15 protein-coding genes are annotated in these 11,600 nt (G+C 68.6%); 2 read left to right on the plus strand and 13 right to left on the minus strand.

Annotation, left to right across the window (positions count from 1 at the left end; translation table 11 throughout):
* The first annotated feature begins 53 nt into the window (after positions 1–53).
* On the plus strand, positions 54–1,007 hold the full coding sequence (locus ACFYR3_RS09970) for a DUF389 domain-containing protein (RefSeq protein ID WP_355843967.1): 954 nt from the start codon (positions 54–56) through the stop codon (positions 1,005–1,007).
* 122 nt (positions 1,008–1,129) lie between these two features.
* Here ACFYR3_RS09970 and glmM read toward each other — a convergent pair whose 3' ends face one another.
* From glmM to ACFYR3_RS09995, 5 genes are all read right to left on the minus strand, one after another.
* Positions 1,130–2,488, minus strand: coding sequence for a phosphoglucosamine mutase (glmM, locus tag ACFYR3_RS09975; RefSeq protein WP_355843964.1), 1,359 nt, complete (start codon positions 2,486–2,488; stop codon positions 1,130–1,132).
* A gap of 196 nt (positions 2,489–2,684) precedes the next feature.
* Positions 2,685–3,212: a 30S ribosomal protein S9 gene (gene rpsI / locus ACFYR3_RS09980; protein WP_355843961.1), complete on the minus strand. Its 528-nt coding sequence runs from the start codon at positions 3,210–3,212 to the stop codon at positions 2,685–2,687.
* 42 nt (positions 3,213–3,254) lie between these two features.
* Entirely contained in the window at positions 3,255–3,698 is a 444-nt protein-coding gene (gene rplM, locus ACFYR3_RS09985; RefSeq protein WP_168529673.1) for a 50S ribosomal protein L13, read from the minus strand.
* A 223-nt stretch (positions 3,699–3,921) separates the two neighbouring features.
* Complete coding sequence (locus ACFYR3_RS09990) at positions 3,922–4,236, minus strand: hypothetical protein (protein WP_389282347.1); 315 nt, start codon at positions 4,234–4,236, stop codon at positions 3,922–3,924.
* Positions 4,237–4,573: 337 nt separating this feature from the next.
* Complete coding sequence (locus ACFYR3_RS09995) at positions 4,574–4,822, minus strand: hypothetical protein (protein ID WP_389282349.1); 249 nt, start codon at positions 4,820–4,822, stop codon at positions 4,574–4,576.
* A gap of 165 nt (positions 4,823–4,987) precedes the next feature.
* Here ACFYR3_RS09995 and ACFYR3_RS10000 point away from each other — a divergent pair, with 165 nt between their 5' ends.
* Positions 4,988–5,875 (plus strand): hypothetical protein, encoded by an 888-nt coding sequence (locus ACFYR3_RS10000; protein ID WP_355843958.1) that lies wholly within the window; start codon positions 4,988–4,990, stop codon positions 5,873–5,875.
* Positions 5,876–6,019: 144 nt separating this feature from the next.
* Here ACFYR3_RS10000 and truA read toward each other — a convergent pair whose 3' ends face one another.
* From truA to map, 8 genes are all read right to left on the minus strand, one after another.
* Entirely contained in the window at positions 6,020–6,886 is an 867-nt protein-coding gene (truA, locus tag ACFYR3_RS10005; protein WP_355843955.1) for a tRNA pseudouridine(38-40) synthase TruA, read from the minus strand.
* 92 nt (positions 6,887–6,978) lie between these two features.
* On the minus strand, positions 6,979–7,476 hold the full coding sequence (gene rplQ / locus ACFYR3_RS10010; protein ID WP_266761767.1) for a 50S ribosomal protein L17: 498 nt from the start codon (positions 7,474–7,476) through the stop codon (positions 6,979–6,981).
* A 125-nt stretch (positions 7,477–7,601) separates the two neighbouring features.
* Positions 7,602–8,624: a DNA-directed RNA polymerase subunit alpha gene (locus tag ACFYR3_RS10015; RefSeq protein ID WP_003966937.1), complete on the minus strand. Its 1,023-nt coding sequence runs from the start codon at positions 8,622–8,624 to the stop codon at positions 7,602–7,604.
* Between the two features lie 178 nt (positions 8,625–8,802).
* Positions 8,803–9,207 carry a 30S ribosomal protein S11 gene (gene rpsK / locus ACFYR3_RS10020; RefSeq protein ID WP_003956432.1) on the minus strand — a complete coding sequence of 135 codons (405 nt, stop codon included), beginning with the start codon at positions 9,205–9,207 and terminating at the stop codon, positions 8,803–8,805.
* Between the two features lie 69 nt (positions 9,208–9,276).
* Positions 9,277–9,657 carry a 30S ribosomal protein S13 gene (rpsM, locus tag ACFYR3_RS10025; RefSeq protein ID WP_081218901.1) on the minus strand — a complete coding sequence of 127 codons (381 nt, stop codon included), beginning with the start codon at positions 9,655–9,657 and terminating at the stop codon, positions 9,277–9,279.
* A 217-nt stretch (positions 9,658–9,874) separates the two neighbouring features.
* Complete coding sequence (gene rpmJ / locus ACFYR3_RS10030) at positions 9,875–9,988, minus strand: 50S ribosomal protein L36 (protein ID WP_003998809.1); 114 nt, start codon at positions 9,986–9,988, stop codon at positions 9,875–9,877.
* Between the two features lie 68 nt (positions 9,989–10,056).
* Positions 10,057–10,278 carry a translation initiation factor IF-1 gene (gene infA / locus ACFYR3_RS10035; protein WP_003948620.1) on the minus strand — a complete coding sequence of 74 codons (222 nt, stop codon included), beginning with the start codon at positions 10,276–10,278 and terminating at the stop codon, positions 10,057–10,059.
* Positions 10,279–10,570: 292 nt separating this feature from the next.
* Positions 10,571–11,410 carry a type I methionyl aminopeptidase gene (map, locus tag ACFYR3_RS10040; RefSeq protein WP_355840658.1) on the minus strand — a complete coding sequence of 280 codons (840 nt, stop codon included), beginning with the start codon at positions 11,408–11,410 and terminating at the stop codon, positions 10,571–10,573.
* Positions 11,411–11,600 lie beyond the last annotated feature (190 nt).

Consider the following 11,600-nt stretch of genomic DNA (forward strand, 5'->3'; position numbering starts at 1 on the left):
GCCTCGTACAACCGCCCGTACGGCGCTCCCATACGTCCGACTAGTCTGCGGCCATGCTGCACCTGCGCCTGATCACTCCCGCCGACCGGACCGACGACGTCGTACGCCTGATCGAGAAGACGGTCGGTACCACGCACCTCGTCGTGCTCCCGGGTGCCGCCCGCAATCCGGCGGGCGATGTCGTGATGTGCGACGTCGCGCGCGAGGCGGGCGATGAACTCATCGGCGCGCTCCGGGAGTCGGGGCTCGACCGGACCGGGTCGATCGCCGTCGAGACCATCGAGCTGTCGCTGTCGGAGCGGGCCGACCGGGCGGAGGAGGAGGCCCCTGGCGAGGGCGCGGACGCGGTGCTGTGGGAGCAGCTGCGGGACGCGACGCACGAGGAGTCGACGCTCAACGTCACCTATCTCGCGTTCCTCACCGTGGCCACGATGCTGGCGGCCTGCGGTGTGATGCTCGACAACGCGATCCTGATCGTCGGCGCGATGGCCGTGGGCCCTGAGTTCGGACCGCTGGCGGGCATCTGCACCGCGCTGGTGCAGCGCGCCCCGCATCTCGTGTGGCGGTCGCTGTGGGCGCTGCTCGCCGGTTTCGCCGCGGCCATGGTCATCACCGCGGGCTTCAGCTGGCTGATGGACGTCTTCGGGCTGTTCGAGAAGTCCATGGTGGAGGCGCCCCGGCCGAACACGGCGTTCATCTGGAAGCCGGACTGGATGTCGTTCGTGGTGGCGTTCCTCGCCGGAATCGCCGGGACGCTGTCCCTCACGTCCGCCAAGTCGGGCGCCCTGATCGGCGTCGCGATCTCGGTGACCACGGTCCCGGCCGCCGCGAACGCCGCCGTGGCCCTCAGCTACTCGGACTACGCCCAGACCTGGGGATCCACCAAGCAGCTGCTGTTCAACCTGCTCGGCATCGTGGTCGCCGGCACGCTCACGCTGCTCGCCCAGAAGTGGTTCTGGGCCATGCAGCGCAAGCGCCGGGTCGCCCGGCCGGACCCCGCCGGGTAACAGGCAACAGACCACCCGGCGGCGGCGCCCGCCGCGCACAGCCGTGAGGCCCGCCGCCCCAGGTAGACACCTGGGGCGGCGGGCCTCACGGATTCAGGCGGAAGTGCAGGACCTGTCCGGTCCTAGCCGAGCGCCGACTTCACCGCGTCGGCGAGACGGGCGGCCACCGAACGGGCGTGGTCGATGTCGGCGGCCTCGACCATGACGCGGACGAGCGGCTCGGTGCCGGAGGGGCGCAGCAGCACCCGTCCGGTGGTGCCGAGTTCGCGCTCGGCGTCGGCCACCGCGGCGGCCAGCTCGGCGGAGGTGCCCACCCGGGACCGGTCGACGTCGGGCACGTTGATGAGGACCTGCGGCAGCCGCTCCATGACCGAGGCGAGGTCCCGGAGCGTACGGCCGGTCTGGGCGACCCGGGCGGCGAGCAGCAGGCCGGTCAGCGTGCCGTCGCCGGTGGTGGCGTGGTCGAGGATGATGACGTGCCCGGACTGCTCGCCGCCGAGGGCGTAGCCGTGCCGCTTCATCTCCTCCAGGACGTAGCGGTCGCCGACCCCCGTCTGGACGAAGGCAAGGCCCTCGCGCTCCATGGCGAGCTTGAACCCCAGGTTGGACATGACCGTCGCGACAACGGTGTCGGAGCGCAGTGCGGAACGCTCCCGCATCGCCAGCGCGAGAACGGCCAGGATCTGGTCGCCGTCGATCTCGTCGCCCGTGTGGTCCACGGCGAGGCAGCGGTCGGCGTCGCCGTCGTGCGCGATGCCGAGGTCGGCGCCGTGCTCGACGACGGCGGCCTTGAGAAGCTCCAGGTGGGTGGAGCCGCAACCGTCGTTGATGTTGAGCCCGTCGGGCTCCGCGCCGATCGTGATGATCTCGGCACCGGCCAGCGCGAAGGCCTCGGGCGAGACCCGGGCGGCCGCGCCGTGCGCCTCGTCGAGGACGACCTTCAGACCGTCGAGGCGGTTCGGGAGAACGCCCATGAGGTGGGCGATGTACTGGTCGGAGCCCTGGTTGTAGGAGTTCACCCGGCCGACGCCGGAGCCGGTCGGGCGGTCCCAGGGAGCGCCGGTGCGGTGCTCCTCGTAGACGCCCTCGATGCGGTCCTCCAGCTCGTCGGCGAGCTTGTGCCCGCCGCGGGCGAAGAACTTGATGCCGTTGTCGGGCATGGCGTTGTGGCTGGCGGAGAGCATCACACCGAGGTCGGCGCCAAGCGCCCCGGTGAGATGGGCCACCGCCGGGGTGGGCAGCACACCGACGCGCAGGACGTCGACGCCGGCGCTGGCGAGGCCGGCGACCACGGCGGCCTCCAGGAACTCCCCGGACGCGCGCGGATCCCGCCCGACCACGGCCACGGGCCGGTGACCTGCGAACGTGCCCGCCTCGGCGAGTACGTGCGCCGCTGCCACGGAAAGCCCGAGCGCGAGCTCGGCCGTCAGATCCGCGTTGGCGACACCGCGCACGCCGTCCGTGCCGAAGAGTCGTCCCACTTGTCCTCCTGAGAAAAGCTGCAGAGTACGGAAGTCCCCCGAAGGATACGGAGGTCATCCGATCACATGAGCCTTTGAGCACCTTGTGCCGTTATACGCCCAACCACTGTGATAAACGAACGCCCCGGCGGCACTGTGGCGTGCAGCCGGGGCGTTCGGAGCTACGCGTACTACGCGCAGAAACAAGCGGCGAAGATTAACGCTTGCTGTACTGCGGGGCCTTACGGGCCTTCTTGAGACCGGCCTTCTTGCGCTCGACCGCACGGTCGTCGCGCTTGAGGAAGCCGGCCTTCTTGAGGGCGCCGCGGTTGTTGTCCACGTCGGCCTCGTTCAGCGCGCGGGCCACGCCGAGGCGCAGGGCACCGGCCTGACCCGAGACGCCGCCACCCGAGATGCGGGCGACAACGTCGTAGCGGTTGTCGAGCTCGAGCACCTTGAAGGGCTCGTTGACTTCCTGCTGGTGCACCTTGTTGGGGAAGTAGTCCTCAAGGGTGCGACCGTTGATCTTCCACTTGCCGGTGCCCGGGACGATCCGGACGCGGGCGATGGCGTTCTTGCGACGGCCCAGGCCGGCGGCCGGCTGCGGGTCGCCGAAGCGGCCCGCGAGCGACTCGGAGGTGTACTCGCCCTCGACGGGCACCTCGGACTCGCTGGTGTAGCTCTCGATGTCGACAAGCTCGGTCTCAGTCTCTTCGACCGGCTGCTCAACGGTGGTCTCGGCCACGATTCTCCTCAGATTCTTTTTCGTCTTAGGGGGTGGCCGGAACTACTGCGCGACCTGGGTGATCTCGAACGGGACCGGCTGCTGCGCAGCGTGCGGGTGGTTCTCGCCCGCGTAGACCTTCAGCTTCGAGAGCACCTGACGGCCCAGGGTGTTCTTGGGGACCATGCCCTTGATGGCCTTCTCGACGGCCTTCTCGGGGTTCTTCGCCAGCAGCTCGTCGTAACGGACGGAGCGCAGACCACCCGGGTAACCGGAGTGGCGGTACGCCAGCTTCTGGGTCTTCTTGTTGCCGGAGAGGTGCACCTTGTCGGCGTTGATGATGATGACGAAGTCACCAGCGTCGACGTGGGGCGCGTAGATCGGCTTGTGCTTGCCGCGCAGAATGTTCGCAGCAGTGGTCGCCAGACGACCCAGGACGACATCCTGGGCGTCGATGACGTACCACTGGCGAGTGATGTCGCCGGGCTTGGGGCTGTACGTACGCACGGTCGTAGCCTTCGCTTCTTCAGTGAGTGGGTCCTGACATGGCCACCACGGACGATCACGACAGCCCTGACCGCACTGCGGTGACGCATACCGCGTGCTGGTCGCTGGTCATCAGCCCCGGTGGACCGGTGTAAGGGCCCCTCACGTGAGAATGAGCAAGCCAATACACATAACGAACTGCAAGCTTACCCGCGCTGCCCCGGAAGGGTCAAAACGCGAGTGCTCACGCCCTCGTGGCCCGTCGTCCCTGTCGCGGAGCGACGAAGTGGTCGGGGCCGCCGAGCGGCAGATGCCGGGGACGCCGGAGCGCCACCGATGCAGTCAATACACACAGGGTAAAGCAGTCACGGAAGGAACGCCGGGTCATCGGTTCCAGCCAGGGCCAGTCGGCGCCGGGCACCTGCGGCATCAGAGCCGGCCGGAACCAGGGCCCACGGGCCGCCGAACCGGGATACGGCAGCCCCGCGAGCAGCAGCGGCACCACGACGAGCAGATGGTGGTCATACGGCGGCCGGGACACCAGGAACGCCGAGAGCATCAGCAGCACCGCGGCCCCAACGAGCCGCGGGGGCCCGGGAACCCCGCGCGCCCAACGGCGGTACGCGCCCAGGACCCCCGGCACCCGCCGCCGCGCAGGCGAGCGGGACCGCCGCCCACGACGGCACCCCGAGCCGCGGCAGCACCACCACCGGAGAAGCTTCGTAAAGACGTACGAATCGATCATGGCTCCGCAGCAGAAACGGCAGCGTCCGTGTGACGAATCCCGCAGGATCGTGCATCAGCAGCGCCAGACGCCAGGACCACCGCGGCCGGCCCCCGCCACCTGTGCGCGAAGAGGTAGAGGAAGAGCAGCGCCACGGGCGCGAGCAGCGGCTTCAGGACGCGGGCCGCGGCTTCAGGACGAGGGCCGCGCCGATGACGACACCGGCCCACCCCCACCGCTCCCACGCGGCCGGCAGCAGGGCGAGGGGCAGCGCCGCGGCGGTGGTCACCGTCCAGTTGCCGAGCGGGACCAGGTGCCCGAAGGGCGCGAAGCCCAGCGCGAGCCGGGCGGGGCCGAGCACCCCGAGGCGGATCGCGTTGTCCGTCCCGCCTGTCGCGGTGTCGTGCGACCCCCACGGCATGCGCGCGGAGCACCGCACCCGACACCGCCCACGCGCGCCAGGAGGCCCTACGTACCAACCACCCGGAGATGTCACTTTTGCCCGTACGCATTCAGATCACGCTAGGGGCTCAAGTGCCCGGTGGAGCGGACCGGCACCCCCCAACGCCCGTCTAAGATGCGGCGCATGAGTTATGGGCAGGGTGGGCAGGGGCAGCCCCCGTGGGACCCCTGGAAGCCGGGGTCTCAGCAACCGCCTCAGTGGGGCAATCAGCGGTCCGGCGGGAATCCCGACTGGGCCGCAATGGCAGAGGCTTCCGAAACGCGCAACAGGCGCCGCAAAGTGCTGTTCATCGTGGGCGGGGCGCTGGCCACCGTCGCGGTCGGCGCGGCCGTGGCCATGGCCGTCGCCAACGCGAACGGGAGTAACCAGGCGGGGAATCAGCCGTCCAAACTGCCGGCCAGCGCGGACATCCCGGGTGCCACGACGCCGGCTCCGTCCTTCGCGCCGACCTCGGCTCCGCCGCCGCTGGATCCGAAGCAGTTCATAGCCAGCGCGCAGAAGGACACTGCGCCGCTGAGCCCGGACATCCTCTTCCCCGGTACGCAGCTCACCATGGGCAACCGCGTGTACCGCAAGGGTCCGACGGCCGACACGAAGAACTGCTCCTCGGCCGCGAAGGGCACACTGCCGCCGGTCCTCACCAAGGACGGCTGCACCCGCTTCCTGCGCGTCACCTACGTCAAGGACGGGGTGGCGGTGACGGTCGGCGTCGCGGTCTTCGACACCGAGGCCCAGGCGACCAAGGCCAAGGGCGACGCGGACAACAAGAGCATCATCGCCTCGCTCCCCGGCAACGGCATCAAGGCGTTCTGCGATTCGGCCGTCTGCCGTTCGACCACCAACGCCTACGGCCGTTACGCCTACTTCACCCTCGCCGGCTTCACCAACGGCAAGGACGTGACGGCGAAGGACACCGCGGTGTTCACGACCGGCGACGATCTCGCGGAGTTCACCTTCCGCCAGATCAGCCGACGGGGGCAGGCCCAGGCATCGGCCGCCGCCAACCAGTAGCGGTTCCGGGCGGCGGCCGACGAACAACGGCCGCCGCCCCGCTCCGCCACCCCCGCCGGGGCACCCACGATCACCCGCGATCGTTCACGGTCGTCAAGTGGATCCCGGCACCCGGCAGTTGAAGCACTCTCGGTCGAGGCTCCCTCAGCAGGTCTCGCAGCCGCCCGCACCCGGCAACGTCCGCTTGTTCCGGGCCTCCTTGTTCCGCGCGGCCAGCAACTCGTCCGCGGGGTAACCGACTTCTTCGAGCGTCAGCCCGTGCGGCCGTACGACATGAACGGCCGAGTCCCGTACGGCGGCGGCGAGCACCTTCCCCGGCCACTCGGGCCCGCGGTGCCCGTCCCCCACGAAGAGCAGGGCCCCGATCAGCGACCGCACCATGTTGTGGCAGAAGGCGTCGGCCCGCACGGTGGCGGTGATGACACCGTCCGCACCGCGCACCAGGCTCAGTTGCTGGAGCGTACGGATGGTCGTCGCGCCCTCGCGCTTCTTGCAGTAGGCGGCGAAGTCGTGCTCACCCAGCAGCCGTTCGGCCGCCTGGTTCATGGCGTCGACGTCCAACGGCCAGTCGTGCCACAGGACATGACTGCGCAGCAGCGGGTCGACGCCGCCGGGTTCGTCGGTGACGCGATAGGCGTAGCGCCGCCAGATCGCCGAGAACCGCGCGTTGAAACCGGCCGGCGCCTCGGTGAGCGACCACACCCGTACGTCCTTCGGCAGCCTTCCGGCCAGCCGCTTCAGCAGCTTCTCGCGGTGCTCGGCCCACAGTTCCCCGGGCAGGTCGACATGGGCCACCTGGCCGCGCGCGTGCACCCCGGCGTCGGTCCGTCCGGCCACCGTCAGCTCGTACGTGGTGTCCCTGGTCCGCGTCACCGTCCGCAGCGCGTCCTCGATCTCGCCCTGCACGGTCCTGCGCCCCCCGGCCTGCTTGGCCCATCCGGAGAACTCGGTCCCGTCGTACGACAGATCCAACCGCACCCGTACGAACCCGGGCTCCGCTTCGTCACTCACACCTAGATCCTCTCAGGACCGGGTTCCTCCCCGGCAACGCGAAAGCGGGCCCGCCCCCGAAGGGACGGACCCGCTCACAGCAAGGCAGTGCCTCAGGCGTCCTTCGACTCCTCGGCGGGAGCCTCAGCGGCGTCCTCGACCTTGGTGTCCTCGACCTTGGCCGGGGCCTCGGTCTCCTTGACGGCACGCTTGGTGGCCGCCTCGGCCTCACCGGTGGCCTGCTGGGCCACGGTCAGGGCCTCCACCAGCTCGATGACAGCCATGGGCGCGTTGTCGCCACGGCGGTTACCGATCTTGGTGATACGGGTGTAGCCACCCGGGCGGTTCTCGTAACGCGGGCCGATCTCGGTGAAGAGCGTGTGCACGATGCTCTTGTCCGTGATCACCGAGAGCACCTGACGGCGGTTGTGAAGGTCACCCTTCTTCGCCTTCGTGACCAGACGCTCCGCGTAGGGACGCAGGCGACGGGCCTTGGCCTCGGTGGTGGTGATGCGGCCGTGCTCGAAGAGCGACTTCGCGAGGTTCGCGAGGAGCAGCTTCTCGTGCGCGGCGCTGCCGCCCAGACGGGCACCCTTGGCGGGCTTCGGCATTGTTTCTCCTAGGTGTCTGCCCCGGCCGTATCAGGTACCGGGGACAGTGTCCGAGCGGGCGATTGCCCGTCGAAGATCCGGGGTCCCGAAGGACCCCGGAGGACGGAAGCCGTCCCAGTACTGGCTCAGTACTGCTCGGTCTCCACGAAACCCGCGTCCGCGTCGTCGTCGGCGCCGAAGGCGTCGGCGGCGGCGGTCGGGTCGAATCCGGGCGGGCTGTCCTTGAGGGCCAGGCCCATGCCGGCCAGCTTCGCCTTGACCTCGTCGATGGACTTCGCACCGAAGTTGCGGATGTCCAGGAGGTCGGCCTCGGAGCGGGCGACGAGCTCACCCACGGAGTGGATGCCCTCACGCTTGAGGCAGTTGTACGAGCGGACCGTGAGCTCCAGCTCCTCGATCGGCAGCGCGAGATCGGCGGCAAGGGCGGCGTCCGTGGGGGACGGGCCCATGTCGATGCCCTCGGCGTCGATGTTGAGCTCGCGGGCCAGACCGAACAGCTCGACCAGGGTCTTGCCGGCCGACGCCATGGCGTCACGGGGACGCATGGCCTGCTTGGTCTCGACGTCGACGATCAGCTTGTCGAAGTCGGTGCGCTGCTCGACACGGGTCGCCTCGACCTTGTACGTGACCTTCAGCACCGGCGAGTAGATCGAGTCGACCGGGATGCGCCCGATCTCCTGACCGACCTGCTTGTTCTGGACGGCGGAGACGTAGCCGCGACCGCGCTCGACGGTCAGCTCCATCTCCAGCTTGCCCTTGCCGTTGAGCGTGGCGAGGACGAGGTCGGGGTTGTGGACCTCGACACCGGCCGGGGGCGCGATGTCGGCGGCGGTGACCAGACCCGGGCCCTGCTTGCGCAGGTACATCACGACCGGCTCGTCGTGCTCCGAGGAGACGACCAGCTGCTTGATGTTGAGGATCAGGTCGGTGACGTCCTCCTTGACGCCCGGCACGGTGGTGAACTCGTGCAGGACACCGTCGATGCGGATGCTGGTGACAGCAGCGCCGGGGATCGACGAGAGGAGGGTGCGACGCAGGGAGTTGCCGAGGGTGTAGCCGAAGCCCGGCTCCAGCGGCTCGATCACGAACCGGGAGCGGAATTCGTCGACGACCTCTTCGGTCAGGGACGGACGCTGAGCGATCAGCATGTGGTGATCAGATCCTTCTTTCGTGGACGCCCGCTATTTGACGCCCGACGGAACCGCGCCTCGCAAGAGGCCGGGTACAGCAAGGGTACGGGCGATACGGCCCTTTTACGGAGCCGTACCGCCCGGAAACCTCGAACCAGCACAGGGCCGCCGTAAACGACGACCGAGCGGCCGTGCGTCAGACGCGGCGGCGCTTCGGCGGACGGCAGCCGTTGTGCGGGGTGGGGGTGACGTCCTGGATGGAGCCGACCTCGAGGCCAGTGGCCTGGAGGGAGCGGATCGCGGTCTCGCGACCGGAGCCCGGGCCCTTCACGAAGACGTCAACCTTGCGCATGCCGTGCTCCTGCGCGCGACGGGCAGCCGACTCGGCGGCCATCTGCGCGGCGAAGGGGGTGGACTTGCGCGAGCCCTTGAAGCCGACGTGGCCGGCGGAGGCCCAGGAGATCACGTTGCCCGAGGGGTCCGTGATCGAGACGATCGTGTTGTTGAACGTGCTCTTGATGTGAGCGTGCCCGTGAGCGACGTTCTTCTTTTCCTTGCGGCGCACCTTCTTGGCAGCGCCCTGACGACCCTTGGGGGGCATCTATTTCTCCTACGGGGAGGTGGTCGGTCCTACAGCGAAGACCGCTGATGAAGCGTTGTCCGCTGAGGACTACTTCTTGCCCGGCTTCTTCTTGCCGGCGATCGCGCGACGCGGGCCCTTGCGGGTACGAGCGTTCGTGCTGGTGCGCTGACCGTGCACGGGCAGGCCACGACGGTGGCGGATGCCCTGGTAGCAGCCGATCTCGATCTTGCGGCGAATGTCGCCCTGGATCTCGCGACGGAGGTCACCCTCGGTCTTGATGTTGGCGTCCACGTACTCGCGGATCTTGACCAGCTCCTCCTCGGAGAGGTCACGAACGCGCGTGTTGGGGTTCACGCCAGTCTCGGCCAGCGTCAGCTGGGAAAGCGTCCGGCCGATGCCGAACACGTAGGTGAGGGCGACCTCCACACGCTTTTCGCGCGGGATGTCAACACCGGAAACGCGTGCCATTCAATGGCTCCAGTTGTCGTTCGGAGGTCTTCCGCAGAACCGGATCCCGCCCGCCGTCGTCCTCTGATCCAATGGACCGAGCATTCGGTACGAACCGGGTCCCCGGCCTCCGACCGGGGGTGTCAGGCCTGATGAGACTCAGCCCTGGATCCTGCGTATGAACATGTACTGCTGCGTCGCGCGAAGTATCTGCGGGTGCAGAAGGTGCGGTCGTGCGTCAGCCCTGGCGCTGCTTGTGGCGCGGGTTTTCGCAGATGACCATGACCCGACCGTGACGGCGGATCACCCTGCACTTGTCGCAGATCTTCTTGACGCTCGGCTTGACCTTCATTAGGTGAGGTTCTCCGGGTCAGTGCCACCCCCCGCGTCCCGGGACCGGGACACGGAGCAAGGCAAGATCTACTTGTAGCGGTAGACGATCCGGCCGCGCGTCAGGTCGTACGGAGACAACTCCACCACGACCCGGTCGTCAGGGAGGATGCGGATGTAGTGCATGCGCATCTTGCCGCTGATGTGCGCCAGGACCTGGTGGCCGTTCTGGAGCTCCACCTTGAACATCGCGTTCGGAAGAGACTCAACGACAGTGCCCTCGATCTCGATGGCACCTTGCTTCTTGGCCACGCTTTGCCCTTCGAATCGACTACCTTGATCGACTTCGTGCGAGCGCATGCAGACATGCGGGTGCACGAGAGCCGACGAGTCAGTCTACGTCAGGGCCCCCGGAAAGACGAATTCGGCTCCACCCTCCTCCGTCACTCATGACGATGCCCCACCCTTCGGCGCCGTATGCGCGAGGGGCGGGGCTGACCGATTGCACGGTCGACGGAGAAAGGGAGCGACTGGAAAAGCGCGAGAGATATCGAACGCAAGATCGATATCAAGGGATTCTGCGAACGCCCCTGCGGGCGGTGCTTCAGCCCGCGAGGGGATCGGGCGCGGCCGTGACCCCGTACTCGGCGAGCTTCGCCCTGCCGCAGTCGGGTGCCGTGAGGACCAGCGGTCCTTCCTCCGTCAGCGCCACGGAGTGCTCCCAGTGCGAGGACCAGGTCCCGTCCGTGGTGATCACGGTCCAGTCGTCCTCGAGCACGTCGGTCCGCGGTGTGCCGAGCGACACCATCGGCTCGATCGCGAGGCAGAACCCGGGAACCAGCTTCGGCCCCTTCCCCCGCTTCCGCTCGACGTAGTTCAGCAGGTGCGGGTCCATGTGCATCTCGGTGCCGATGCCATGGCCGCCGTAGTCCTCGATGATCCCGTACTTGCCACCGCCCGGCTTCGGCTGCCGGCGGATGTAGGTCTCGATGGCCCGCGAGACATCCACCAGGCGGTTGCCCACCTTCATGGCCGCGATGCCCGCCCACATCGACTCCTCGGTCACCCTGGAGAGCTCGATGAGCTCCGGGGCGTGGCCGGTGCCCACGAAGGCCGTGTACGCGGCGTCGCCGTGCCAGCCGTCCACGATCGCGCCGGCGTCGATGGAGATGATGTCGCCGTCCTTCAGGACGGTCTTCTCGTCCGGGATGCCGTGGACGACGACCTCGTTGGCCGAGGTGCAGATCGTCGCGGGGAAACCGCCGTACCCGAGGAAGTTCGACTTGGCGCCGTGCTCCTCGAGCACCTTGCGCGCGACCTCGTCCAGGTCACGGGTCGTCGCACCGGGCACCGCCGCTTCCCGCGTGGCCGCATGGATCGCCGCGACGACCAGCCCCGCCTCACGCATCTTGGCGATCTGCTCGGGGGTCTTGATCTGCACCATGGTGGCTGCGGCCTTTCTGGACCGGAACTACGGACTACTCCAACGATACGGGGGACTCGACGCACCCCGCCCGGGGTAGGGCCCCAGGCTCGCGCACAGGGCCTTCGCCCCGCCCGCCTCGCACATCGGCCGCGGCACCCGGTGAGGGTGCCGCGGCCGACGCGACGTACTGCTTCACACACCCCGCGAT

The sequence above is a fragment of the Streptomyces sp. NPDC005784 genome, from assembly GCF_042871525.1.
Lineage (GTDB): Bacteria > Actinomycetota > Actinomycetes > Streptomycetales > Streptomycetaceae > Streptomyces.

Excerpts from the sequence above, each read along its gene's own strand:
- ACFYR3_RS09970 (WP_355843967.1), top strand. The coding sequence starts at position 54 with ATGCTGCACCTGCGCCTGATCACTCCCGCCGACCGGACCGACGACGTC.
- ACFYR3_RS09990 (WP_389282347.1), bottom strand. The coding sequence starts at position 4,236 with ATGCTCTCGGCGTTCCTGGTGTCCCGGCCGCCGTATGACCACCATCTG.
- ACFYR3_RS09995 (WP_389282349.1), bottom strand. The coding sequence starts at position 4,822 with ATGCCGTGGGGGTCGCACGACACCGCGACAGGCGGGACGGACAACGCG.
- ACFYR3_RS10000 (WP_355843958.1), top strand. The coding sequence starts at position 4,988 with ATGAGTTATGGGCAGGGTGGGCAGGGGCAGCCCCCGTGGGACCCCTGG.
- rplQ (WP_266761767.1), bottom strand. The coding sequence starts at position 7,476 with ATGCCGAAGCCCGCCAAGGGTGCCCGTCTGGGCGGCAGCGCCGCGCAC.
- ACFYR3_RS10015 (WP_003966937.1), bottom strand. The coding sequence starts at position 8,624 with ATGCTGATCGCTCAGCGTCCGTCCCTGACCGAAGAGGTCGTCGACGAA.
- rpsK (WP_003956432.1), bottom strand. The coding sequence starts at position 9,207 with ATGCCCCCCAAGGGTCGTCAGGGCGCTGCCAAGAAGGTGCGCCGCAAG.
- rpsM (WP_081218901.1), bottom strand. The coding sequence starts at position 9,657 with ATGGCACGCGTTTCCGGTGTTGACATCCCGCGCGAAAAGCGTGTGGAG.
- rpmJ (WP_003998809.1), bottom strand. The coding sequence starts at position 9,988 with ATGAAGGTCAAGCCGAGCGTCAAGAAGATCTGCGACAAGTGCAGGGTG.
- map (WP_355840658.1), bottom strand. The coding sequence starts at position 11,410 with ATGGTGCAGATCAAGACCCCCGAGCAGATCGCCAAGATGCGTGAGGCG.